Raw genomic sequence first — 25,043 nt, 5'->3', positions numbered from 1 at the left:
GTGTCTGCCGGCCTGTTCCTCAGGCGCGCGGATGGGCGCGGTCGTAGACTTCCAGCAGCCGCGCCTGGTCGACGCCGGTGTAGATCTGCGTCGTAGACAGGCTGGCGTGGCCGAGCAGTTCCTGGATGGTGCGCAGGTCGCCCCCGCCTGCCAGGAGGTGGGTCGCGAAGGAGTGGCGCAGCGCATGCGGCGTGGCGCTGTCGGGCAGCCCCATCGCGCCGCGCAGCTTCTGCATCTCGCGCTGGATAATCGCCGGCTGCAGCTTTCCACCGCGGGCGCCGCGAAACAGCGGCTGGTCGTCGTCGAGATGGTAGGGGCAGAGCTTGCGATACTCGTCGATGGCGCGCGGCACGACGTCGAGCACCGGCACGATCCGCGTCTTTCCGCCCTTGCCGGTGACCCTGAGCGTACGGGCATCTCCCGGCAGGTCGGCGGGCGTCAGGTCCAGCGCCTCGGCGATGCGCAGGCCGCAGCCATAGAGCAGCGTCAGCACGGCGGCGTCGCGGGCGGCGATCCATGGCTCGTCGTTGAGCTGCGCCTGGCGGGTCACCAGCTCTACGGCCTGGCGGTCGGTGAGCGGCTTGGGCAGCGATTTCGGCTGGCGCGGCGCGCGGATGGCGCCGGCGGCGGCGGCGTTGATCAGGCCCTTGCGTTCCAGGTAGCGCAGGAACGACCGCAGGCCTGCCAGATGCCGGCCGAGCGAGCGGGCGCCGGAGCCGTCCCTTCGCCGCTTGGCGAGAAAGGCGCGAAGGTCGGCGGTGCGCAGGGTGTGGATGTGCGACAGAGCCGGCGGATGGCCAAGATGCGTGGTCAGGAAGGTCAGGAACTGCCGCGTGTCCCGTTCGTAGGCCTGCAGCGTGTTTGCCGCCAGCCGCCGCTCGCCCGACAACTGGTCCAGCCATTGCCGCCGCTGCTCCAGCAGGTCAGGCGCCGCCAGGATAAGGATCTCGTTCACGCCAGGTCCATTGTTTTTGTGGGCTCAGGCACCACATTGATGGCGGTGGCGTTACCAATTCGCTAAGAGGGCACCGTCACGTTTCGATCACAGTGGATTGCGATAAAGCTGTGCATGTTTGGCGGGAGTTCTTATGCAGCGCCGTGAAGCCTTGTCCGCGTTCGGGCAATTAGCCGAGGCGATTGCCCTCGTATCCCACGGCAGCCCGGGCCATATCGTCGATACGCTGATTGCCGAGCGCGGCACGCGCATCGTCCACCATCCGCTGTGGCCGGTCATGCGGCCTTTCCTGTATTCGCTGCTGCGCTACAGCCGGGCGATCCGCTTCACCAACGACATCGAGAGCCTGTCCGGCTTCCAGTCCTTCGAGCACCTGAGCAACCTGCTGAAGCTCGATATCCGCGTGCGCAACCCGCAGCGCATTCCGTCGTCGGGCGGCTTCATCCTGGTCAGCAACCACCCGACCGGCATTGCCGACGGCGTCGCGGTCTTCGATCTCCTCAAGGAACGTCGTCCCGACATGATGTTCTTTGCCAACCGCGATGCGGTGCGCGTCAATCCGCGGTTTTCCGAGATGATCATCCCGGTCGAATGGCGCGAGGAGCACAAGTCGAAGCTCAAGGCGCGCGAGACGCTGCGGCTGACCAACCACGCGGTGGAGGCCGGCAAGGTGACGGTGCTTTTTCCCTCCGGCCGCATCGCCTACTGGGAGAACGGCCGGCTCAACGAGCGGCCTTGGAAGACCTCGGCCGTCGGGCTGGCGCGCAAGTACAATCTGCCGATCCTGCCGGTGCATCTGACGGCGCGCAATTCCGGCCTGTTCTACTGGTTCGCCAAGTGGTCGACGGAACTGCGCGACATGACGGTGTTCTACGAACTGCTCAACAAGAAGGGCGGCCACTTCGATTTCTCCATCGGCCAGATGATCCTGCCCCACCAGCTGGACGGCGATCCAGCAGAGGTGACCAGGGCGCTGGAGCACCATACGGTGAGTGAACTGGCCGCCGATGGCGACGCCGTGTTTCAGCCGCCGGGATCGTCGGCGATGACCGCCGCCTGAGCGATCCGCCCATGGATCAACGACCCCGGTTCATCCGACCGCGGTCCTGCGCTAGGAATGGCAGATGCTGCTTCGCTCGATGTTTGCCGCAAACTACCGCTCGCTGCGGGCGATCCGCATGGATCTCGCCGGCGTCAACCTGTTCATCGGCGAAAACGGCGTCGGCAAGTCCAATCTCTACCGCGCCCTGCAGCTGGTGCAGGCGGCGGTGCGCGGCACGCTGGCACACGAGATTGCTGCCGAAGGCGGCATGGCGTCGGCGCTGTGGTCAGGGCAACGCCGCGCGGAGAAGAACTTCCGCATCAAGTTCGAGGTGGAGGTGCTGGACGAGGAGCGCGCCATCACTTTCCGCTATCGCGTCGAGGCCGGACTGCGGCCGCTCGAGGCGGCAGCCGGATTTGCCTTCGAGCCGCAGGTCAAGGCCGAGGAGCTGTCGGTTGAAACCGGTTCGCGACCGGTGACCATGATGAAACGGGCGGGACCCGGCATCATGGTGCGCGGGCCGACCGGGCGCATGCAGGAATATCCGGAGCAGGCGATGACTTCCGAGACCGCCATCGCGCTTCTCGGCGATGCCGGCCACTATCCGGAGATCGGCACCTTCCGCCGCATGATCGACAGCTGGCGCTTCTTCCATGGCTTTCGGACCGACCGCGCCTCGCCGCTGAGGCAGCCCTGCCTGGCGGTGACCTCGCCGCTGCTCGACGAGGACGGCAGCAATCTGGCTGCCGTGTTCGCGACGCTCGTGCACATCCGCGGCGACACGGTGGAACTTGCGCGGGCAATCTCCGCTGCCCTCGGTGGCGCCAGGCTCTCCGTGCCGGAGCCGGGCGAGCATGCCGAGTTCGGCCTGGTCTTTCCGGAATTTCCGCTCCGGGTTTTCCAGCCGCGCGAGCTGTCGGACGGGCAGTTGCGCTTCCTCGGCCTGGCGGCCGGGTTGATGTCCTACAGGCAGCCGCCGCTGATTGCCCTCAACGAGCCGGAAGCGAGCCTGCATCCCGACATGCTGCCGCCGCTGGCAGACATGATCGCCGAGGCGTCGCGCGCCAGCCAGGTGTGGATCGTCACTCATTCGGAAGTGCTGGCCGCGGCGGTGGAAGCGCGCTGCGGCACGCGGTCGAAGCGGGTCATCCGGCGGGAGGGCGCCACCTGGATCGAGGGCATGCGTCTGACCGGCGTGATCGACGACGAGGACGACGAGATCTGATTCCGGTTCCCTTTTGTTCCGCATCGGGGCATGGTCCCGCTCAATGGCTAAAGATTCGTCCGACCTCTTCGGCAAGCTTTTCAAAGCGCCCGAGATGACCCGTACCGTTCCCGTCCTGGTGCCGCTACCGGTGCCGGAAGCGTACAGCTATGCGGTGCCGGAAGGCATGGCGGTCGAGCCGGGTTCGGTGGTGCAGGTTCCGCTCGGGCCGCGTCATGTCATCGGCGTCGTCTGGGACGACCCGGACGCCGACAGCGGCAGGCCGCTCGACCCGAAAAAGCTCCGGCCGATCACGCTCGTCTTCGACTGCCCGCCGCTGACCGGCGAGATGCGCCGCTTCATCGACTGGGTGGCATCCTATACGCTGTCTCCACCCGGTCTGGTGGCGCGTATGGCGGTACGGGCACCGGCAGCCCTGGACCCGGAACCGATGGTCGAGGCGCTGCGCTTTCTGGGCGGCGCACCGGACCGGATGACGCCGGCGCGCGCCCGCGTTCTCGAGCGGGTGGCGGATGGGGCGGTGTGGACGCGCATCGGCCTTTCGCATGCGGCGGGTGTGTCGATGAGTGTCGTCGACGGCCTCATCCGGCACGGCCTTTTCGAGACCACCTTTCTACCGCCGCCGCCGGTGGTGGCGCGCCCCGATCCCGATTACGTCGCACCGCGCATCGAAGGGCCGCAGAAGCAGGCGGCTTCGGAAATCGTCGAGACGATGCAGGAGGGCGGGTTTTCGGCAGCCCTGATCGACGGCGTCACCGGGTCGGGCAAGACCGAGGTGTATTTCGAGGCGATTGCGCAAGCGCTGCGCACCGGCAAACAGGTGCTGATCCTGCTGCCGGAAATCGCCCTGACCGCCAGCTTCCTCGACCGGTTCCAGGAGCGGTTCGGCGCCAAGCCGGCCGAATGGCATTCCGACCTGTCGCCGCGGATGCGCGAAAAGGTCTGGCGCGGCGTGGTGACCGGCGAGGTGAGGGTGGTCGCCGGCGCCCGTTCGGCGCTGTTCCTGCCGTTCGAGGAGCTGGGCCTCATCGTCGTCGACGAGGAGCACGATCCTGCCTACAAGCAGGAGGACCGGGTTTTCTACAATGCCCGCGACATGGCGGTGGTGCGCGCCCGCATCGGCCAGTTCCCGGTGGTCCTGGTGTCGGCGACGCCGTCGGTGGAAAGCCAGGTCAACGGCCAGACCGGCCGCTATCACATGGTCCACCTGCCGACCCGCTTCGGCGATGCGGCGATGCCGGACCTGCATCTCGTCGACATGCGCCGGCATCCCCCCGAACGCGGCGGCTTCCTGTCGCCGGTCATGCTGCGGGCGGTGAAGAAGACCATCGAGAAGGGCCAGCAGGCGCTGCTCTTCCTCAATCGCCGCGGCTATGCACCGCTGACGCTCTGCCGCGTCTGCGGCCATCGCTTCCAGTGCCCGCAATGTTCGAGCTGGCTTGTCGAGCACCGCTTCAAGAGCCAGCTGCAGTGCCATCAGTGCGGCCATTCGGAGCGCACGCCGGAGGCTTGCCCGGAATGCGGCACGCTGGATCATCTGGTCGCCTGCGGCCCTGGCGTCGAGCGGATCGCCGAAGAGGTGGAGAAGCATTTTCCCGATGCGCGCACCATCGTCATGTCGTCCGATCTCCTGGGCGGCATGAAGCGCATGCGCATCGAGCTTGAAGCCATCGCCAATGGCGAGGCAGACATCGTCATCGGGACGCAGCTGGTCGCCAAGGGCCACAATTTCCCGCTGATGACGCTGGTCGGCATCATCGATGCCGATCTCGGTCTGGCGAACGGCGATCCGCGCGCCGCCGAGCGCACCTTCCAGCTCTTGAGCCAGGTGACCGGCCGTGCGGGCCGAACCGGACTGAAGAGCCACGGGCTGCTGCAGACCTACCAGCCGCAGCATCCGGTGATGCAGGCGATCGTCTCGGGCGATGCCTATGCCTTCTACGAGCGGGAGATCAACGAGAGGGAAAAGGCCGTGCTGCCGCCGTTCGGCCGGCTCGCCTCGATCATCGTCTCGGCCGACAGCCGCGCTGATGCCGAAACCCATGCGCGCGGGCTGCGGGCCGCCGCCCCGCATGTCGCCGGCATCGCCGTGCTCGGGCCTGCCGAAGCACCGCTTGCACTGGTGCGCGGTCGGCACCGCTTCCGGCTTCTGGTGCATGGCAAGCGCAACAGCGACATGCAGTCCTATCTGCGCACGCTGCTCGGCAGCGGGCCGAAAGTGCGGGGCACGGTGCAGGTGCAGCTCGACGTCGATCCGCAAAGCTTCCTTTGAGAATCACGCTCCGGCTGCTATGGCCGGCGCACTTTACGTGCGGCATGTCCAAGGATCCGGCATGGAACTCTACTTCCCCAGCGAACTTCCCGAACAGCTTGCCTTCATCGGCGCAGCGCTTGTCGCCCTGGCCGGCCTCGTGCTGTTTCTGATGCCGTCAGCGGCGCTCAAGGCGGCCGGATTCTCGGTCGGCGTGGTGACGCCGGAGGGCTACGGCGCGACGCGCTCGACCGGTGGCATGTATCTCGGTCTCGGCGGCACGGCACTTCTCCTGGCACAGGACTGGATCTATCTCGCCGTCGGTGCCGCGGTGGCACTCGGTGCGCTTGGACGGCTGATCTCGGTGTTTGCCGATCGTGGAGCGACGCCTCGCAACATCGGCTTTATGCTGCTTCAGGTTGTGGTTTCGTGCTTGCCGCTCGGCTATGTGTTCGGCTACTTCTGAAGGCTGAGGAGGCCGGGAGGAGGCCGATCCGCGCATTTCTTCACGGATTGAGACAAAATCGTTTCAAGCCCTTGCAGATAAGGCTCTTTCCGGGGCTGCGCGTGTTGCGAGTCCCTGTGTCCTATGCTAGACGAACCGCGAATTTCGAAAAAACGCCTGGGGCTGACCTCGGTCGAATTCGAGAAATAGAAGCATATTCAACCGCTTGTCTGACTTGGGAAAGCAGGCTCCGCGATTGGGTGATAATCAGGGAATTTGTGCCCGTGGCAGACACATCCCATCAGACTTCCAGCGTGGCCGATCGTTACGCATCCTCGCTTTTCGAGCTGGCGCTCGAAGCGAATGCCGTCGATCAGGTGCGCGCCGATCTTGACCGTTTTCAGGCAATGATCGACGAGAGTGATGATCTCAAGCGTCTCATCGCCAGCCCTGTCTTTTCGTCCGCAGATCAGGCGCGTGCCGTGGCTGCGCTGGCGGACAAGGCCGGTGTCCGCGGCGTCGTTGCGAACTTCCTCAAGGTCGTCGCCGGCAATCGCCGTCTGTTTGCGTTGCCCGGCATGATCCGCGCATTCCGCGATATCGTTGCCCGTCACCGGGATGAAGTTACCGCCGAGGTCGTCTCGGCCCATGCGCTGTCTGCAGCGCAGGAACAAGAATTGAAGTCGGCGCTGAAGGGCGTCACCGGTAAGGACGTCACGATTGCCATGACGGTCGACCCCACCATTCTCGGTGGCCTGATCGTCAAGGTGGGGTCGCGCCAGATCGACAGTTCCCTTCGCACCAAACTTTCCACTCTTAAGCTTGCATTGAAAGAGGTCGGCTGATGGATATCCGTGCAGCGGAAATTTCCGCAATTCTCAAGGATCAGATCAAGAACTTCGGCCAGGATGCCGAAGTTTCGGAAGTCGGTCAGGTCCTGTCCGTCGGCGACGGTATCGCTCGCGTCTACGGTCTCGACAATGTCCAGGCCGGTGAAATGGTCGAGTTCCCGGGCGGCATCCGCGGCATGGCGCTCAACCTTGAATCCGACAATGTCGGCGTCGTTATCTTCGGATCCGACCGCGACATCAAGGAAGGCGACACCGTCAAGCGCACCGGCGCCATCGTCGACGTGCCGGTTGGTCCGGAACTGCTCGGCCGCGTCGTCGACGCGCTCGGCAACCCGATCGACGGCAAGGGCCCGATCGCCACGACGCGTCGTTCGCGCGTCGACGTGAAGGCTCCCGGCATCATCCCGCGCAAGTCGGTGCATGAGCCGATGTCGACGGGCCTCAAGGCCATCGACGCCCTGATCCCGGTTGGCCGCGGCCAGCGCGAGCTTGTCATCGGCGACCGTCAGACCGGCAAGACCGCCATCATTCTCGACACGATCCTCAACCAGAAGGCCATCCACGACAACGGCCCTGAGAACGAGAAGCTGTTCTGCGTCTACGTGGCCATCGGCCAGAAGCGCTCGACGGTTGCCCAGTTCGTCAAGGTTCTGGAAGAGCGCGGCGCACTGCAGTACTCGATCATCGTTGCGGCAACGGCGTCCGATCCGGCTCCGATGCAGTATCTCGCACCGTTCGCCGGCTGCGCGATGGGTGAATACTTCCGCGACAACGGCCAGCACGCGCTGATCGCCTATGACGATCTGTCCAAGCAGGCTGTCGCCTACCGCCAGATGTCGCTGCTGCTGCGCCGCCCGCCGGGCCGCGAAGCCTATCCGGGCGACGTCTTCTACCTGCACTCGCGTCTCCTCGAGCGCGCTGCAAAGCTTTCCGACGAGCGCGGCTCCGGCTCGCTGACGGCACTGCCGGTCATCGAAACCCAGGGCAACGACGTGTCGGCCTTCATTCCGACCAACGTGATCTCGATCACCGACGGCCAGATCTTCCTCGAAACCGACCTGTTCTACCAGGGTATCCGTCCGGCCGTTAACGTCGGTCTGTCGGTATCGCGCGTCGGCTCGGCCGCTCAGGTCAAGGCGATGAAGCAGGTTGCTGGCTCGATCAAGGGCGAGCTTGCGCAGTACCGCGAAATGGCGGCATTCGCCCAGTTCGGCTCCGACCTCGACGCCTCGACGCAGCGCCTCTTGAACCGCGGCGCACGCCTGACGGAACTCCTGAAGCAGCCGCAGTTCTCGCCGCTGAAGACGGAAGAGCAGGTTTCGGTGATCTTCGCTGGCGTCAACGGCTACCTCGACAAGATCCCCGTCGATCAGGTCGGCAAGTTCGAGCAGGGTCTGCTCAACTACCTGCGCACCGAAGGCAACGGCGTTCTCGAGGCAATCCGCACCGAGAAGCAGGTTTCCGACGACACGAAGGCAAAGCTCAAGGCAGCGCTCGATTCGTTCGCCAAGTCTTTCGCCTGAAAACGGATCAAGCTCGAGGACCGATAACGGATGCCTTCACTTAAGGATCTGAAAAGCCGGATCGCCTCCGTCAAGGCGACGCAGAAGATTACCAGAGCGATGAAGATGGTCGCTGCTGCAAAGCTGCGCCGCGCGCAGGAGGCGGCGGAAGCCGCCCGTCCCTACGCCGAGCGGATGAATGCCGTGCTCGGAAGCCTCGCGGCTGCCAATGCCGGCAACGTCGAAGCGCCGCTGCTGCTGTCGGGCACGGGCAAGGACCAGGTTCACCTGCTGGTCGTGGCGACCGGCGAACGCGGCTTGGCCGGGGGCTTCAACTCCTCGATCATCCGCATGGCCCGCGACCACGCGCTGAAGCTGATTGCCCAGGGCAAGACGGTCAAGATCCTGACCGTCGGCCGCAAGGGCAATGACATCCTGCGCCGCACGTTCCGCGACAACATCGTCGATTACGTGACGTTCCGCGAGGTCAAGCAGCTTGGTTTCGCCCAGGCCGACGAAGTCGCGCTGAAGGTTCTGGCTCTCTACAATGCCGGCGAGTTCGACGTTGCGACGCTGTTCTATGCGCGCTTCCAGTCGGTCATCAGCCAGGTCCCGACGGCCAAGCAGATCATCCCGGCAACCTTCGAGACCACCGAGGCCGCCACAGGTTCCTCGGCGCTCTACGAATACGAGCCGAGCGAGGAAGAAATCCTCGACGACCTGCTGCCGAAGAACATCGCAGTGCAGATCTTCCGTGCACTGCTCGAAAACAACGCTTCCTTCTATGGCGCGCAGATGTCCGCAATGGACAACGCGACGCGCAATGCCGGTGACATGATCAACAAGCTGACGTTATCCTACAACCGTCAGCGTCAGGCACAGATCACCAAGGAACTCATTGAAATCATTTCGGGCGCGGAAGCGCTCTGAAGTAAAGAAAGAGGGTAAGTATCATGGCTACCGCAACGGGCTCGTCCCTCGGCAAAGTGACCCAGGTTATCGGCGCTGTCGTCGACGTCGCATTCGACGGCGAACTGCCTGCAATTCTGAACGCGCTTGAGACCGAGAACAACGGCAACCGCCTGGTTCTCGAAGTCGCGCAGCACCTCGGTGAAAATCAGGTTCGCACCATCGCTATGGACTCGACCGAAGGTCTCGTTCGTGGCCAGTCGGTCACCGACACCGGCGCTGCAATCTCCGTTCCGGTCGGCGTCGAGACGCTCGGCCGCATCATGAACGTCATCGGCGAGCCGGTCGACGAAGCCGGCCCGCTGGTCACGCCCTACAAGCGCGCGATCCATCAGGAAGCACCGGCTTTCGTCGAGCAGTCGACCGAAGGTCAGATCCTTGTCACCGGCATCAAGGTCGTCGACCTGCTGGCACCCTACGCCAAGGGCGGCAAGATCGGCCTGTTCGGCGGCGCCGGCGTCGGCAAGACGGTTCTGATCATGGAACTGATCAACAACGTCGCCAAGGCGCACGGTGGTTACTCGGTATTTGCCGGCGTGGGTGAACGTACCCGCGAAGGCAACGACCTCTACCACGAAATGATCGAATCAGGCGTCAACAAGCACGGCGGCGGCGAAGGCTCCAAGGCAGCCCTCGTGTACGGCCAGATGAACGAGCCTCCGGGTGCCCGCGCCCGCGTCGCGCTCACGGGTCTCACCATCGCTGAAGACTTCCGCGACAAGGGCCAGGACGTTCTGTTCTTCGTCGACAACATCTTCCGCTTTACCCAGGCTGGTTCGGAACTCTCGGCTCTTCTCGGCCGTATTCCGTCGGCCGTTGGCTACCAGCCGACGCTCGCCACCGACATGGGCCAGATGCAGGAACGCATCACCACCACCAACAAGGGCTCCATCACGTCCGTGCAGGCCATCTACGTGCCCGCCGACGACTTGACCGACCCGGCGCCGGCAACATCGTTTGCCCACCTTGATGCGACGACGACGCTGTCGCGTTCGATCGCCGAAAAGGGCATCTATCCGGCCGTGGATCCGCTCGACTCCACGTCGCGCATGCTCGACCCGATGATCGTCGGCGAAGAGCACTACGAGATCGCCCGTAAGGTCCAGACGACGCTGCAGCGCTACAAGTCGCTGCAGGACATCATCGCCATCCTCGGCATGGACGAGCTGTCGGAAGAAGACAAGATGACGGTCGCGCGCGCCCGTAAGATCGAGCGCTTCCTGTCCCAGCCGTTCTTCGTTGCCGAAATCTTCACCGGCGCACCGGGCAAGCTGGTTGCTCTCGAAGACACGATCAAGGGCTTCAAGGGCCTGGTCAACGGCGAATACGACCACCTTCCGGAAGCTGCCTTCTACATGGTCGGCACCATCGAGGAAGCGGTCGAGAAGGCCAAGAAGCTGGCTGCAGCCGCCTGATCAGCTGAGTGACGGCGCGCGGGATCTGATCCGGCGCGCCAATCCCGCATCGGTTACGCAAAGCCCCCAGCGCGCGTAATGTACTTTAAGGAAGTTGACCGTCATGGCCGAAGCTTTCAAATTCGAACTGGTCTCGCCGGAGCGCCTGCTCGTGTCGGAAGACGTATCCGAAGTGGTGATTCCGGCGACGCTCGGCGAGATGACGGTGCTGGTCAACCACGCACCGACGATGACGACGATCAAGCCGGGTGTCGTGACCGTCAAGCTCGTTTCGGGTCAGGTGAAGAAGTACGTCGTGTTCGGCGGTTTCGCCGACATCCTGCCGAAGAGCTGCACGCTGCTTGCCGAATCGGCCGTGGCGCAGGATGAGACGAACCGCGACCTGTTCGAGGCTCGCATTGCAGCGCTGCGTCAGGACATTTCCGACGCGCCGACCGACGAGCACCGCACGAAGCTCGAGCATATGCTTGCCGATCTGACACATCTCAACCACACCGTCCTGCCGGGCTGATCCGGCCCGCGGCAGTCATCCGTGCAGGCGCGTCGCGCTGCCCGGGGCGAATGCAGGATCTCCACTAACGAAACCGCCTGCAACGCGCTCCGTTGCAGGCGGTTTCTGTTTGTCGGCATGTCACTCGCCGGACCTGCTGCGTCAGGCCCGGTCGCGAATGTTCAGCCTCGGTGTCGACAGCGCGTAGCGCAGGCCATCCGGCGCATAGGTCAGCGTGCCTGTTCCGCCGAAATCGTGCGGCGCGACGCGTTCCATCAGCGTCGTGCCGAAGCCGCGTCGCTCCGGCGGCCGTACCGCCGGTCCGCCGGTCTCCACCCAGTTCAGGTCGAAACCCTGCTCTCCCGCCTTCTGCCAGGTGATGCGAACGCGGCCTGCATCCGCCGACAGCGCCCCATACTTGAAGGCATTGGTGGCCAGCTCGTTGATCGCCAGCGCCAGTGACAGCGCCTGCTTCTCGTCGACGGCGATGGTCGGGCCGTTCATTTCGATCCGCTCGTCGCCCGCCCGGTGTACCGAAAGCACCGTGTCCAGAACCTGGCGCACCGGCACGTCACCCTTTGGCGTATCGGTCATCATGGTATGGGCGCCGGCAAGGGCCGCCAGCCGCTGCAGCAGCAGGGGCCGCGTCTCCGCAGGGGGCCGCTCGCCACGCAGCGTCTGGCTGACGATCGAGGTGACGGTGGCGAATATGTTCTTCATGCGGTGCTGCAGCTCCGCATTCATCAGCTGGATGCGGCGTTCCGTCTCGACCCGCTTCGTCGTCTCGATCACGGTATCGAGCATGCCGACGATCTTGCCCTCGTCGTCGCGCAGCGGACTGTAGCAGAAGGTGAAGAAGGCCTGCTCGGGATAGCCGTTGCGGTCGACCGTCAGCGGAAAGTCCTCGATGAAGGTTGCCTCGCCGGCGCGAGCCTTTTCGGCGATCGGTCCAATAACCTCCCAGGCTTCCGCCCAGACGACACCGAACGGCTTGCCCATCGCTTCCGGCTTGTTGCCGAGAATGGCGCGGAACGGGTCGTTGTATATGAGGGTGAGGTCCGGGCCCCATGTGACCGCCGAAGGAAAGGAAGAATTGAGGATCGTACCGACGGCCGTCTTCAGCGAGATCGGCCAGCTCTCGATCGGGCCAAGCGGCGTGGCCGACCAGTCGAACTGGGAAACGAGCTGGGCAGATCTGCCGTCACCCTGCAGGAAAGGAGGTCTCTGGTTTACGCTCACGGTGCCTTCCAAGTTTTCTGTCTGGCGCGCAGGCAGGCCGGCCGCGTCGCGATCATAGTATCTAGGGTAGCGGGCCATCCTGGCAAACCCAAATCTGCGCGAGCCGGCACCACAGTCGTGCGAGCGAGGTTGACGTGTGGCGGGAGAAACGACGACAACCGTGAAGGAGCAAGGGAAAGGGGGAGGACGCGGTGATCGACAAGCTGGAATTCTTCATCACGCTGGCCGGCACCGGCCATTTCGGCAGGGCGGCGGAAGAGTCCGGCGTCTCGCAACCGACGCTGTCGGCGGCCATCCGCCAGCTGGAGGATCAGCTCGGCGTTGTGCTGGTGGTGCGCGGCTCGCGCTTCCAGGGGCTGACGCCGGAGGGCCAGCGGGTGCTCGAATGGGCGCGCCGCATCGTCGGCGATACGCGCACCATGCGCGAGGAGATGCGGGCGGCCCGCAAGGGGCTCGCGGGCCACATGCGCATTGCCGTCATCCCGACGGCACTTGCCATGGTGCCGCGTCTGACCGAGCCGTTCCAGGCGCGCCATCCGGCGGTGACCTTCTCCGTCACCTCGCGCACCTCGCTGCAGGTGCTGAGCCAGCTGGAAAACCTGGAGATCGATGCCGGCATCACCTATCTCGACAACGAACCGCTGGGGCGCGTGACGACGGTGCCGCTCTATTCGGAGCGGTATCACCTGATCGCCGCTGCCGGAACGCCGCTTGCCGATCGTGGCGAGGTGTCCTGGAAGGAGGTTTCCAATCTTCGGCTTTGCCTATTGACGCCGGACATGCAGAACCGCCGGATCATCAACAAGCACATGGCAGAGGCCGGTGTATGGGCCAAGCCGACGCTTGAATCCAATTCGATGATCGTCCTGTTTTCACATATCCGCACCGGCCAGTGGGCGTCGATCATGCCGCGCAACGTCGCGGAATCATTCGGCTTTCCTGAGCAGATCCGGATGATCCCGATCGCCCAGCCGGAAGCCGAGCATCTCGTCGGTCTGGTCGCCACCCATCGCGAACCGCACACCCCGCTGGTTTCGGCGTTGCTGCACGAGGCGCGGGCACGGGCCGCGGCGGCCGACTTCGATAGAAATATCCTATCGACCCACGGCACACCGTTATTGACCTAACCGTGGGTTGAGCGTCAGTCTACCCTCAAGCGGGTCCGGTGAGGACGGATCTGCGTCGGTTTGGGAGGACTGACCTGATGAATATTCGCGCGGTTGCGGTGGATGAGGCAACCCGGATCCTTTCGATCATCGATGACTGTCGCCATCTTGAAGGGCCGATGCTGCCGATCCTTCACAAGGTGCAGGCGGAATTCGGCTTCATCCCCGAAGGTGCCAAGCAGGTGATCGCCCAGGCGCTGAACCTGTCGCGCGCCGAGGTTCACGGCGTCGTCAGCTTTTATCACGACTGCCGGGATCATCCGGCCGGCCGCCATGTCCTGAAGATCTGTCGCGCCGAGGCCTGCCAGGCGATGGGCTGCGAGCAGCTGGCCGACGGTCTCAAGGCAAGGCTCGGCATCGACTGGCACGAAACCGCAAGCGACGGCTCCGTCACGCTCGAACCCGTCTACTGTCTCGGCCTCTGCGCCACGGCGCCGGCCGCCATGCTCGACGGGACGCTGTATGGCCGGCTCGACGAGGACTGTCTGACCGACATCGTTGCGGAGGTTCGCCGATGAGCGTCACCGTTTTCGTTCCCCGCGATTCCGCCGCACTCGCCGTTGGCGCAGACCGTGTCGCCGCGGCCATCGAGCGCGAGGCGACGGCCCGTGGTCTCGACGTGACGGTGGTCCGCAACGGCTCGCACGGCATGCTGTGGCTGGAAGTGCTGGTCGAGGTCGAAACGATAGACGGCCGCGTCGCCTATGGCCCGGTCAGGGCATCCGACGTGCCGTCGCTGTTCGGCGCCGATTTCCTTGCCGGTGGCCGGCATCCCCTCTCTCACGGACTGACCCGCGAGATCCCCTTCCTCAAGAGCCAGACGCGGCTGACCTTCGCGCGCTGCGGCATCACCGATCCGCTGTCGCTTGCCGATTACCGGCGCTATGGCGGCCTGATCGGTCTCCAGGCTTCGCTGCGCATGACATCGGCAGAGATTGTCGCCGAGGTGACGGAGAGCGGCTTGCGCGGTCGCGGTGGCGCCGGCTTCCCGACCGGCATCAAGTGGAAGACGGTCGCCGATGCCGTGGCCGACCAGAAGTACATCGTCTGCAATGCCGATGAGGGCGACAGCGGCACGTTCGCCGACCGGATGATCATGGAAGGCGATCCCTTCGTGCTGATCGAAGGCATGGCGATCGCCGGTATCGCCGTCGGCGCGACGAAGGGCTATGTCTACACCCGCTCGGAATATCCGCAGGCCATCGCGGTGATGAACGAGGCGATCGAGCTCGCCCGGCGCGATGGCATTCTCGGTCCCTCGGTGCTCGGTTCTCAGCATGCCTTCGACATGGAGGTGCGCGTCGGCGCCGGTGCCTATGTCTGCGGCGAGGAAACCTCGCTGCTGAATTCGCTGGAGGGCAAGCGCGGCGTGGTGCGTGCGAAGCCGCCGCTTCCGGCATTGCAGGGCCTGTTCGGCAAGCCGACCGTCGTCAACAACGTCATGTCGCTGGCGTCTGTGCCGATCATCATGGACCGCGGCGCGTCCTTCTACCGCGATTTCGGCGTCGGTCGCTCGAAGGGCACGATCCCCATCCAGCTGGCCGGCAACATCCGGCACGGCGGATTATACGAAACGGCGTTCGGACTGACGCTCGGCGAACTGGTAAACGACATCGGCGGCGGCACGCTCACCGGTCGGCCGGTCAAGGCGGTGCAGGTGGGCGGTCCGCTCGGCGCCTACTTCCCCGTCTCGCTGTTTTCGACAAGCTTCGACTACGAGGCCTTCGCTCTCGCCGGCGGACTGATCGGCCATGCGGGTGTGGTGGTCTTCGACGATACTGCCGACATGCTGAAGCAGGCCCGCTTCGCCATGGAATTCTGCGCCGTCGAAAGCTGCGGCAAGTGCACGCCTTGCCGCATCGGCTCGACGCGCGGCGTCGAAGTGGTCGACAGGATCTCGAGCGGCATCGAACCGGAACAGAACCGGGCGCTGCTGGAGGATCTCTGCAACACGATGAAGTTCGGCTCGCTCTGCGCGCTCGGCGGCTTCACCCCCTATCCGGTCATGAGCGCGCTCACGCATTTCCCGCAGGATTTCGCGCCGGTGCCGATGGTGGAGGCAGCCGAATGAGTGACGGTTCGTGCTCGTCATCCTCGGGCTTGTCCCGAGGATCTACCGACATTGCCATGCGGGCGACATTCATTGCTGAACTGATACCCGAAATTCAGACGCAGCAGATCCTCGGGACAAGCCCGAGGATGACGGCGGAAAGGTAAGCGCAATGTCCCTCGTTCATGAAATCGACTACGGCACGCCCGCCTCGAAATCCGCGGAGACCGTGACGCTGACCATCGACGGCCGCGCCGTAACCGTGCCCGCCGGCACGTCGATCATGCGCGCCTCCCGGGAGGCCGGCATTCAGGTGCCCAAACTCTGCGCCACCGACATGGTCGATGCCTTCGGCTCCTGCCGCCTCTGTCTGGTGGAGGTCGAGGGCCGTAACGGCACGCCGGCCTCCTGCACCACGCCGGTCGCCCCCGGCCTCGTCGTCCACACCCAGACGGAGCGCCTGAAGCAGATCCGCAAGGGGGTGATGGAGCTCTACATTTCCGACCACCCGCTCGATTGTCTCACCTGCGCCGCCAACGGCGACTGCGAGCTGCAGGACATGGCCGGCGCCGTCGGCCTGCGCGACGTGCGCTACGGCTACGAGGGCGACAACCATGTGAAGGCCCGCAGCGAGGGCGCGATCAACGCCAAGTGGATGCCGAAGGACGAGAGCAATCCCTACTTCACCTATGACCCGTCGAAATGCATCGTCTGTTCGCGCTGCGTGCGGGCCTGCGAAGAGGTGCAGGGTACCTTCGCGCTGACGATCGAGGGCCGCGGCTTCGAAAGCCGGGTGTCCCCCGGTGCCCACGAGCATTTCCGCGACAGCGAGTGCGTCTCCTGCGGCGCCTGCGTGCAGGCCTGCCCGACGGCGACGCTTACCGAAAAGTCGGTGATCGCCATCGGCCAGCCGGAGCATTCGGCGGTCACCACCTGCGCCTATTGCGGCGTCGGCTGCTCGTTCAAGGCGGAGATGCGCGGCGAGGAGCTGGTGCGCATGGTGCCGTTCAAGGATGGCCAGGCCAATCGCGGCCATTCCTGCGTCAAGGGTCGGTTCGCCTATGGTTACGCAAGCCACAAGGACCGCATCCTCAATCCGATGATCCGCGAAAACATTGCCGATCCGTGGCGCGAGGTCAGCTGGGAAGAGGCCTATGCCTATGTCGCCTCGCAGTTCCGCCGCATCCAGTACCAGTATGGCCGCGACTCGATCGGCGGCATCACCTCGTCGCGCTGCACCAACGAGGAGACCTACCTCGTCCAGAAGCTGATCCGCGCCGGTTTCGGCAACAACAATGTCGATACCTGCGCCCGCGTCTGCCATTCGCCGACCGGCTACGGTCTCGGCCAGGCGTTCGGCACTTCGGCCGGTACCCAGAATTTCGACAGCGTCGAGCATTCGGACGTCGTGGTGGTGATCGGCGCCAATCCCACCGATGGCCATCCGGTGTTCGGATCGCGGCTGAAGAAGCGGCTGCGGCAGGGGGCAAAGCTCATCGTCATCGATCCGCGCCGTATCGATCTCGTGCGCACGCCGCATGTCGAGGCCTCGTTCCACCTGCCGCTGCTGCCCGGCACTAATGTTGCGGTGATGACGGCGCTCGCCCACGTGATCGTCACCGAGGGCCTTGCCAACGAGGCGTTCATCCGTGAGCGCTGCGACTGGTCGGAGTTCGAGGACTGGGCCGCCTTCGTCGCCGAGCCGCAGCACAGCCCGGAGGAGACCGAAAAGTTCACCGGCGTACCGGCGGCCGACCTGCGCGGCGCGGCGCGGCTGTTTGCCACCGGCGGCAATGGCGCGATCTATTACGGCCTCGGCGTCACGGAGCACAGCCAGGGCTCGACGACGGTGATGGCGATTGCCAACCTTGCCATGGTCACCGGCAATATCGGCCGGCCCGGCGTCGGCGTGAACCCCCTGCGCGGCCAGAACAACGTCCAGGGCTCCTGCGACATGGGCTCCTTCCCGCACGAGCTGCCGGGCTATCGACACATCTCCGACGATGCGACCCGCGAGACGTTTGAGAAGCTGTGGGGCGTGACGCTTGCCAGCGAGCCGGGCCTGCGCATCCCCAACATGCTGGATGCCGCCGTCGAAGGCACGTTCAAGGGCATCTACATCCAGGGCGAGGACATCCTGCAGTCGGATCCGGACACCAAGCATGTCTCGGCCGGGCTCGCCGCCATGGAATGCGTCGTCGTCCACGATCTCTTCCTCAACGAGACCGCCAACTACGCGCATGTCTTCCTGCCGGGCTCGACCTTCCTCGAGAAGGACGGCACCTTCACCAATGCCGAGCGGCGCATCAACCGCGTCCGCAAGGTGATGACGCCGAAGAACGGCTATGCCGACTGGGAGGTGACGCAGAAGCTGGCGCAGGCCATGGGGCTCAACTGGAACTACACCCACCCGTCGCAGGTGATGGACGAGATCGCCGCCACCACGCCGAGCTTTGCCGGCGTCTCCTACGATTACCTGGAGAAGATGGGCTCGGTGCAGTGGCCCTGCAACGAGAAATTCCCGGTCGGTTCGCCGATCATGCATGTCGACGGTTTCGTGCGCGGCAAGGGTAAGTTCATACGCACGGAGTACGTCGCGACTGACGAGCGCACCGGGCCGCGCTTCCCGCTGCTGCTGACCACCGGCCGCATCCTCAGCCAGTACAATGTCGGGGCCCAGACCCGGCGCACCGAAAACGTCGTCTGGCACCAGGAGGACATGCTGGAGATCCATCCGCACGATGCCGAACAGCGCGGCATCAAGGATGGCGACTGGGTCAAGCTTGCCAGCCGCTCGGGCGATACGACGCTGAGGGCGCTGATCACCGACCGCGTCGCGCCGGGCGTCGTCTACACCACCTTCCACCACCCCAATACACAGGCAAATGTGATCACCACTGATTTTTCCGACTGGGCAACCAACTGTCCGGAGTACAAGGTAACCGCGGTGCAGATCTCGCCTTCCAATGGTCCGAGCGAATGGCAGGAGGAGTACGAGGAACTGGGCCGGCGTTCGCGGCGTATTGCAGCCAGGCTGGAGGCGGCGGAATGAGCCAGGCGGGTCCTGCCATTGTGTTGAGGGACGACAGAATTTGACGGAGCTTGCTGAATGATGCCGCCCTTCCGAACCGTCCCGGAAATGCAGTTCCGGAACGGCAGCCTGCGCACTGCGACGCGCCCGGTCGCCGAAGAGGTGGCGATCGCCATGTCCTACGGCGGCTCTACCCATGCGGTGATGATGGCGACGCCCGCCGACCTCGACGATTTCGCCGTCGGCTTCTCGATGGCCGAAGGCATCATCCGCTGCCCGGAGGAGATCCTCGCCGTCGAGCCGATCGAGGCCGGCGACGGCATCGACGTGCAGGTGACGCTGAAGGATGCGACGGCCGAGGCGTTGACCTCGCGGCGGCGGCGCATGGCAGGCCCGGTCGGCTGCGGCCTCTGCGGCATCGAATCGATCGAGCAGGCGACCCGCGAGGTGCCGCATATCCGCGACTGCAATTTCAAGTTTTCAGGCGCCGAGATCGCCGAGGCCATGCGGCTGCTGGGCGACGGGCAGAAACTCAATCGGGAAACGCGCGCCGTGCATGGTGCGGGCTTCTACCTTCCCGGTGAAGGCCTGGTGGCGATCCGCGAGGATGTCGGCCGCCACAATGCGCTCGACAAGCTGGTCGGCGCGGTGCTGCTCGGCGGCTGGGAGCCGACGGCGGGCATCGTCGTCGTCACCAGCCGGCTGTCGGTGGAAATGGTGCAGAAGGCGGCAATCCTCGGCAGTCCGGTGCTGGCGGCCATCTCGGCGCCGACGACGCTTGCCATCCAGACCGCCAAGGCTGCCGGCATGACGCTGATCGGCATCGCCCGCGATGATGATTTCGACGTCTTCACCCGGGCCGACCGGCTGACGGCGGGAGGGATTTCCAATGTCGCATGATCACGTCGACGAAAAGCTCGTGCGCATGGCCAACCAGATCGCCACCTTCTTCGCCTCGCAGCCGGAAGCGGTGCGCACCGATGGCATCGCGACGCACATCAACAAGTTCTGGGAGCCGCGCATGCGACGCCGCTTCTTCGAGATGATGGATGGCGGCACCGGCGGCTTTCTGCCACTGGTCGTCAGCGCCGCCCCCAAGATCAAACGGCCCGGCGAAGGCAATAGCGGCGCGGTCGGCGTCGGTGCCGATGCCGCGGCGGGAGCGCCCGGCGGACACGGTCCGGCGAGTGGAGAATCCTTGTCGGAACCAAGCGTTCCGGAAAGGACGGACTGATCCCGCCGGTGCTGTCGGGGTGACAGCGCGAACGGATCCGATCACCAGAGGTTTCAGAGGGAGATATTGTCGATGGCAGTAGCAGGCGTGACTGACGAGGGGCTGGCCGGTGCCGGTATCCTCGACCGCGAGAGGATTATCGCGCAACCGGGCTTCAACCGCTGGCTCGTGCCGCCGGCGGCATTAGCCATCCATCTCTGCATCGGCATGGCCTACGGCTTCAGCGTGTTCTGGCTGCCGCTCAGCCGGGCGCTGCCGTCCACCGATCCGAGCTGCAGCGGCCTGACGCTGGCCGGTGCCCTGTTCACCACCGCCTGCAACTGGCGCGTCGCGGATCTCGGCTGGATCTATACGCTGTTCTTCGTGCTGCTCGGCTGCTCGGCGGCCATCTGGGGCGGCTGGCTGGAGCGGGTCGGCCCGCGCAAGGCGGGCTTCGTCTCCGCCTGCTGCTGGTGCGGCGGTATTCTCGTCGCCGCCATCGGCGTCATGACCCACCAGCTGTGGCTGATGTGGATTGGCGCCGGCGTCATCGGCGGCATCGGCCTCGGGCTCGGCTACATCTCGCCGGTCTCGACGCTGATCAAGTGGTTCCCCGACCGGCGCGGCATGGCCACCGGCATGGCCATCATGGGCTTCGGCGGCGGTGCAATGATCGGTGCGCCGCTCGCCAACCTGCTGATGACCTATTTCAAGACCGACGTATCGGTCGGCGTCTGGCAGACCTTCGTGGTCATGGCGCTCATCTACTTCGTGTTCATGATGGGCGGCGCGTTCGGCTATCGCATTCCGCCCGCCGGCTGGCGTCCGGAAGGCTGGGTGCCGCCGGCATCCAAGAGCACGATGATCACCACGCGCCACGTGCATCTGCGCGATGCGCACAAGACGCCGCAGTTCTGGCTCATCTGGGCGGTGCTGTGCCTCAACGTCTCGGCCGGTATCGGCGTCATCGGCGTTGCCTCGCCGATGCTGCAGGAAATTTTCGCCGGCTCGCTGATCGGCCTGCCGGATCTCACCTTCAGCCAGCTCGATGTCGGCCAGAAGGCGCAGATTGCCGCGATTGCCGCGGGCTTCACCGGGCTCCTGTCGCTGTTCAACATCGGCGGGCGGTTCTTCTGGGCGTCGATGTCCGACAGGATCGGCCGCAAGAACACCTATTACTGCTTCTTCATTCTCGGCATCGTCATGTACGCGCTTGCCCCGACGCTTGCCGGTCTTGGCTCGAAGGCGCTGTTCGTGCTCGCCTTCGGCATCATCCTGTCGATGTATGGCGGCGGTTTTGCCACCATCCCCGCCTATCTTGCGGATATCTTCGGCACCCAGTTCGTCGGCGCCATCCATGGCCGGCTGCTGACCGCCTGGGCAACCGCCGGCATCGTCGGTCCGGTGGTCGTCAACTACATCCGCGAGGCGCAGATCTCCGCTGGCGTCGCGCCGGGACCGTCGCTCTATACGGGCACCATGTACATCCTGGCCGGCATGCTGGCGCTCGGCCTCGTCGCCAACGCGCTGGTCAGGCCGCTGTCGGACAAGTGGTTCATGTCGGATCAGGAAGTGGCGGCGCTGCAGGCAAAGAGTGCGGCAGCCGATGCGGGCCCGACCGGCTCCTTCGGCATCGGTACCGGCGGCTTCGATGCCAAGGCGGCACTCGCCTGGGCCGTTGTCGGCATCCCGCTGCTCTGGGGTGTGTGGGTGACGCTGAGAAGCAGCATGGTGCTGTTCGGCTGACAAGCCAAACCCGTCATTGCTCTTGGAAGCCAGCCGCGTGCCGGCTTCCTGCGTTAAGGAGCCTAGTTCAGCCAGAGATGGATGAGCGCCGCTTCCGGGGTCTCGTTGCCGCCGTTCTCGATGCCTGTGCTCCACAACCCGGCACTCGCCTGATAGACGCCGGGCTCCAGCCCGCCGGTCTCGCACTGGCTGACGGCGCGGATCCTCTGTCCGGCGCGCACCGCCCCGGTGAGCACGTCCAGAAGCTCCCGGTCGTCCATCATCGTTCCCGATCCGAACACGCGCAGAACCGCGCCCTCGAGCGTCGAGAGGGCGGAGCGCAGGAAAGCCGGCGGCAGGCCCGGCGTCAGCGTCAGCACCGCAAGCCGGCGCGGCGCGAAGAAGCGTCGAAGCGGCGACTGGCATTTCGGCTGCGGGAGAGAGCGGAAGGCATCGGCGGCGTGGCTGTCGCGCTTCACCAGCCCGGCGGCGGGCATCAGGCGGCCGGCAAAGGCCAGCCAGACACCCTCTTCGGCAGGCCCAAGGGCTGCCTCGATGGCAAGCGCGAGATTGCCTTCAGCATCGCCGTCACCGCCGAGCGGGATCATCGAGCCGCAGAGGATCACCCGGCGCGCCTCGCCGGCCAGCGCCTGCGACAGGGCGGCGCCGGTAAAGGCCATCGTGTCGGTGCCGTGGGTGACGATCACCGGCACGTCCGGATGGGCGCGGATCACCGCAAGCATCTCGTTCCAGTGGGCCGGGCCGACGTCCGAACTGTCGAGAAGCGGGGCAAAGATGTGGGTGCTGGGCGCGATCCCCGGCGGCAGCCGTTCGGAGAGCGCCGCCTCGACCAGACCATCCATGGGTGAAAGACCCGAGGGGCCGGGCGCCATGCCGATCGTGCCGCCGGTATGGATGAGAAGCAGGCGCATGAAACCTCCTTGGGTGGGTGCCGACGATCATCGGAGCGTCTGGTACGGCAGGACGCATTGACGATCAACTAGAGACGTGGGGCAGCCGGACACCCATAACGCAAACAAGGCAGCGCGGGGTCGCGCTGCCTTGTTCGAACTGTCGTCGTCGCGTGCCGTTCAGGCAGCGATTTCCTCGATCTCAGAGCCCTTGAACATCTTGGAGAGGTTCAGGAAGCAGATCATGCCGTTCTCGTTGGCGATAATGCCTTCGGAGAAGGACTTGTCGAACGAGGCGGAGATTTCCGGAACCGGCTGGACCTGGCTGGACGGGATGGTGAGGATGTCCGACACGCGGTCGACCAGCATGCCGATCACCATGTTGTGGACTTCCGCCACGACGATCGCGGAACGCTCGTTCGCAACCGTGCTCTTCATGCCCAGCTTGTAGGCGAGGTCGATGATCGGGATCACCGAGCCGCGCAGGTTCATCACGCCGATAACGTCGGCCGGCGCGTGCGGGATCGGCGTCGAAGGCGCCCAGCCGCGGATTTCGCGGATGGTCGTCGTTTTGACGCAGAATTCCTGGTCGTGGAGGCGGAAGGCAATGATCTCAAGCGTTTCGCCGCTGAAGCTTGCCGAAGGGATCGTCGTAGCCATCAAAATTCTTCCCAATTTGCCGAGACCTGGACTGCGGCCGCGGCACCGGAACGTGACCGGGCAACCGTCGCCATCAGTGCGCGGGCCGGCGACGCCACGGGGCGTGTATCGGGTCGCGCAAGCGAGACTGTAGCGGAAGATTGTTTCCCAAAGCTGAATCGGCCGATCAGCCCGTTGAGCGCCTGCGCCTCGCTGGCAAGGCTGTTGCTGGCGGCGGTCGATTCCTCCACCATCGCGGCGTTCTGCTGGGTGTTCTGGTCCATCAGGTCCAGCGCGTTGTTGATCTCCTGCAGTCCGGTCGCCTGTTCGCGGCCGGCCTCGACGATCGCCTTGACGTTGGCATTGATGTCGCCAACCTCGGAGATGATCGCCTTCAGCGCCTTGCCGGTCTCATCGACCAGCGTCACGCCCTGCAGGACCTGCTGGCTGGAGGTGGTGATCAGCGCCTTGATTTCCTTGGCAGCCTTGGCGGACCGCTGGGCGAGCTCGCGGACTTCCTGGGCAACGACGGCAAAACCCTTGCCGGCTTCACCGGCACGCGCCGCCTCGACGCCGGCATTCAGCGCCAGAAGGTTTGTCTGGAAGGCGATCTCGTCGATGACGCCGATGATGCTGGAGATTTCTCCCGAAGACTTCTCGATCTGGCCCATGGCGGTGATCGCCTTGGCGACCACTTCGCCGGAGCGGGTGGCACCGACCGTTGTCCGCTCGACCTGCTCGCCGGCCTCTTCGGCGCGCTTGGCACTGGTGGCGACGGCCTGCGTCATCTCGGTCAGTGCTGCAGCGGTCTCTTCAACCGCGGCCGCCTGCTGTTCCGTGCGTCTCGAGAGGCTCTCGGAGGCTTCCTTGATCTGCGACGAGGCCGAGGCGATGGCGTCCGCATTGCTGCCGACGATCTGCATTGCCTGGCGCAGCTTGTCCAGCGAGGTGTTGAAGTCGTTGCGGATCTGCTCCAGGCCCGGGATGAACGGGCGGTCGAGGCGGAAGCTCAGGTCGCCGTTTGATAGCGCTGTCAGACCTTCGGCAATATCGTCCACCGCGCGCACCCGCTCGCTGATGTCGGTGGCGAACTTGACCACCTTGAACACCCGGCCGTCGGCGTTGAAGATCGGATTGTAGGAGGCCTGGATCCAGACCAGGCGGCCGCCTTTGCCGATGCGCTTGAATTCGGCGCTCTGCGGTTCGCCGGCAGCAAGCGCCTTCCAGAAGGCACGGTACTCGGCGCTGTCACGCAGGCCCGGCTCGCAGAACATGCCGTGGTGGCGACCCTGGATTTCGGAGAGGCTGTAGCCGAGGCAGGCGAGAAAGTTCTCGTTTGCGGTGAGGATGTCGCCTTCGGGCGTGAATTCGATGACCGCCTGGCTGCGTGAGATGGCGTCGATCTTGCCGGCATTGTCGACCGAACGCATCTTCTGCGCGGTGATGTCGGTGGCAATCTTGATGACCTTGATCGGCTTGCCGCCCGACAGGATCGGGTTGTAGGAGGCCTGGATCCAGATCTCGGTGCCGCCCTTGCCGATGCGCTTGTATTCGGCAGCCTGGAACTCGCCTCGGCCCAACCGCTCCCAGAACGCCTTGTAGTCCGGCGTCTGGGTATAGGCCGGCTCGCAGAACATGCTGTGATGCTGTCCCTTGATCTCGGACAGGCTGTAGCCCAGCGTTCGACAGAAGTTTTCATTGGCGGTCAGAACGCGGCCGTTGAGGTCGAATTCGATGATTGCCTGAGAACGATTGAAGGCCTCCAGCGTCGCCTTCGCGCCGCCCGACCCCAGGATATGCAGTTGCATCCGAAAACCCTCGTTACCGCGTGAGCGCGGTGGTGACGTTCACGACCCTGGAGGTAACCAGAGCCTCACCGTTCGTTACCAGTACAATTAGGGGGAAATCTTTAAAAATCCGTCAC

At 64.8% G+C, this 25,043-nt stretch carries 21 protein-coding genes; 16 read left to right on the top strand and 5 right to left on the bottom strand.

The window, feature by feature from the left end; translation table 11 throughout:
- Positions 1-19: 19 nt before the first annotated feature.
- Complete coding sequence (locus AAIH46_RS18625; protein WP_430307547.1) at positions 20-955, bottom strand: tyrosine recombinase XerC; 936 nt, start codon at positions 953-955, stop codon at positions 20-22.
- A gap of 133 nt (positions 956-1,088) precedes the next feature.
- Between AAIH46_RS18625 and AAIH46_RS18620 the strand changes: the two genes are divergently transcribed.
- The 9 genes from AAIH46_RS18620 (at position 1,089) to AAIH46_RS18580 (ending at position 11,166) form a co-directional block, all read left to right on the top strand.
- Entirely contained in the window at positions 1,089-2,015 is a 927-nt protein-coding gene (locus AAIH46_RS18620; RefSeq protein WP_430307546.1) for a GNAT family N-acetyltransferase, read from the top strand.
- Between the two features lie 64 nt (positions 2,016-2,079).
- On the top strand, positions 2,080-3,222 hold the full coding sequence (locus tag AAIH46_RS18615; protein ID WP_430307545.1) for an AAA family ATPase: 1,143 nt from the start codon (positions 2,080-2,082) through the stop codon (positions 3,220-3,222).
- 43 nt (positions 3,223-3,265) lie between these two features.
- Positions 3,266-5,494: a primosomal protein N' gene (locus AAIH46_RS18610; RefSeq protein ID WP_430307544.1), complete on the top strand. Its 2,229-nt coding sequence runs from the start codon at positions 3,266-3,268 to the stop codon at positions 5,492-5,494.
- A 61-nt stretch (positions 5,495-5,555) separates the two neighbouring features.
- On the top strand, positions 5,556-5,939 hold the full coding sequence (locus AAIH46_RS18605; RefSeq protein ID WP_430307543.1) for a DUF4345 domain-containing protein: 384 nt from the start codon (positions 5,556-5,558) through the stop codon (positions 5,937-5,939).
- Positions 5,940-6,196: 257 nt separating this feature from the next.
- Positions 6,197-6,763, top strand: a complete 567-nt coding sequence (locus tag AAIH46_RS18600; RefSeq protein ID WP_430307756.1) for a F0F1 ATP synthase subunit delta — start codon at positions 6,197-6,199, stop codon at positions 6,761-6,763.
- The gene (atpA, locus tag AAIH46_RS18595; protein ID WP_430307542.1) at positions 6,763-8,292 is read left to right on the top strand and encodes a F0F1 ATP synthase subunit alpha; all 1,530 of its coding nucleotides are present in this window, start codon (positions 6,763-6,765) and stop codon (positions 8,290-8,292) included. Before AAIH46_RS18600 ends, atpA begins: the two co-directional genes overlap by 1 nt.
- 30 nt (positions 8,293-8,322) lie before the next feature.
- Positions 8,323-9,201 carry a F0F1 ATP synthase subunit gamma gene (locus AAIH46_RS18590; RefSeq protein WP_430307541.1) on the top strand — a complete coding sequence of 293 codons (879 nt, stop codon included), beginning with the start codon at positions 8,323-8,325 and terminating at the stop codon, positions 9,199-9,201.
- Positions 9,202-9,224: 23 nt separating this feature from the next.
- Positions 9,225-10,655, top strand: coding sequence for a F0F1 ATP synthase subunit beta (gene atpD / locus AAIH46_RS18585; protein ID WP_430307540.1), 1,431 nt, complete (start codon positions 9,225-9,227; stop codon positions 10,653-10,655).
- 103 nt (positions 10,656-10,758) lie between these two features.
- A complete protein-coding gene (locus AAIH46_RS18580; protein WP_430307539.1) occupies positions 10,759-11,166 on the top strand; it encodes a F0F1 ATP synthase subunit epsilon in 408 nt (135 codons plus the stop codon).
- 141 nt (positions 11,167-11,307) lie between these two features.
- Here the strand turns inward: AAIH46_RS18580 and AAIH46_RS18575 are convergent, their stop codons facing one another.
- Positions 11,308-12,384: a sensor histidine kinase gene (locus AAIH46_RS18575; RefSeq protein ID WP_430307538.1), complete on the bottom strand. Its 1,077-nt coding sequence runs from the start codon at positions 12,382-12,384 to the stop codon at positions 11,308-11,310.
- Positions 12,385-12,575: 191 nt separating this feature from the next.
- On the opposite strand from AAIH46_RS18575, the gene AAIH46_RS18570 reads away from it, so the two are divergent.
- From AAIH46_RS18570 to AAIH46_RS18540, 7 genes are all read left to right on the top strand, one after another.
- A complete protein-coding gene (locus AAIH46_RS18570; RefSeq protein ID WP_430307537.1) occupies positions 12,576-13,511 on the top strand; it encodes a LysR family transcriptional regulator in 936 nt (311 codons plus the stop codon).
- A gap of 77 nt (positions 13,512-13,588) precedes the next feature.
- Positions 13,589-14,068: a formate dehydrogenase subunit gamma gene (locus tag AAIH46_RS18565; protein WP_430307536.1), complete on the top strand. Its 480-nt coding sequence runs from the start codon at positions 13,589-13,591 to the stop codon at positions 14,066-14,068.
- The gene (locus AAIH46_RS18560; RefSeq protein ID WP_430307535.1) at positions 14,065-15,621 is read left to right on the top strand and encodes a formate dehydrogenase beta subunit; all 1,557 of its coding nucleotides are present in this window, start codon (positions 14,065-14,067) and stop codon (positions 15,619-15,621) included. Before AAIH46_RS18565 ends, AAIH46_RS18560 begins: the two co-directional genes overlap by 4 nt.
- A 151-nt stretch (positions 15,622-15,772) precedes the next feature.
- Positions 15,773-18,652, top strand: a complete 2,880-nt coding sequence (fdhF, locus tag AAIH46_RS18555; RefSeq protein ID WP_430307534.1) for a formate dehydrogenase subunit alpha — start codon at positions 15,773-15,775, stop codon at positions 18,650-18,652.
- A gap of 60 nt (positions 18,653-18,712) precedes the next feature.
- A complete protein-coding gene (fdhD, locus tag AAIH46_RS18550; RefSeq protein ID WP_430307755.1) occupies positions 18,713-19,531 on the top strand; it encodes a formate dehydrogenase accessory sulfurtransferase FdhD in 819 nt (272 codons plus the stop codon).
- On the top strand, positions 19,521-19,865 hold the full coding sequence (locus tag AAIH46_RS18545) for a formate dehydrogenase subunit delta (protein WP_430307533.1): 345 nt from the start codon (positions 19,521-19,523) through the stop codon (positions 19,863-19,865). The genes fdhD and AAIH46_RS18545 overlap by 11 nt, the downstream gene beginning before the upstream one ends.
- A 72-nt stretch (positions 19,866-19,937) precedes the next feature.
- Entirely contained in the window at positions 19,938-21,590 is a 1,653-nt protein-coding gene (locus AAIH46_RS18540; RefSeq protein ID WP_430307532.1) for an OFA family MFS transporter, read from the top strand.
- 62 nt (positions 21,591-21,652) lie between these two features.
- On the opposite strand, the gene AAIH46_RS18535 is transcribed toward AAIH46_RS18540, so the two are convergent.
- The 3 genes from AAIH46_RS18535 to AAIH46_RS18525 form a co-directional block, all read right to left on the bottom strand.
- Complete coding sequence (locus AAIH46_RS18535) at positions 21,653-22,501, bottom strand: asparaginase domain-containing protein (RefSeq protein ID WP_430307531.1); 849 nt, start codon at positions 22,499-22,501, stop codon at positions 21,653-21,655.
- Positions 22,502-22,660: 159 nt separating this feature from the next.
- Positions 22,661-23,140, bottom strand: a complete 480-nt coding sequence (locus AAIH46_RS18530) for a chemotaxis protein CheW (RefSeq protein WP_430307530.1) — start codon at positions 23,138-23,140, stop codon at positions 22,661-22,663.
- A complete protein-coding gene (locus AAIH46_RS18525) occupies positions 23,140-24,927 on the bottom strand; it encodes a methyl-accepting chemotaxis protein (RefSeq protein ID WP_430307529.1) in 1,788 nt (595 codons plus the stop codon). Before AAIH46_RS18525 ends, AAIH46_RS18530 begins: the two co-directional genes overlap by 1 nt.
- Positions 24,928-25,043 lie beyond the last annotated feature (116 nt).

It is taken from the genome of Rhizobium sp. 0TCS1.26 (genome assembly GCF_050455525.1).
In the GTDB taxonomy this organism is placed as follows: domain Bacteria; phylum Pseudomonadota; class Alphaproteobacteria; order Rhizobiales; family Rhizobiaceae; genus Neorhizobium.
The sequence above is the reverse complement of the archived record's forward strand: the minus strand, read 5'-3'. Positions and strand labels throughout refer to the sequence as shown.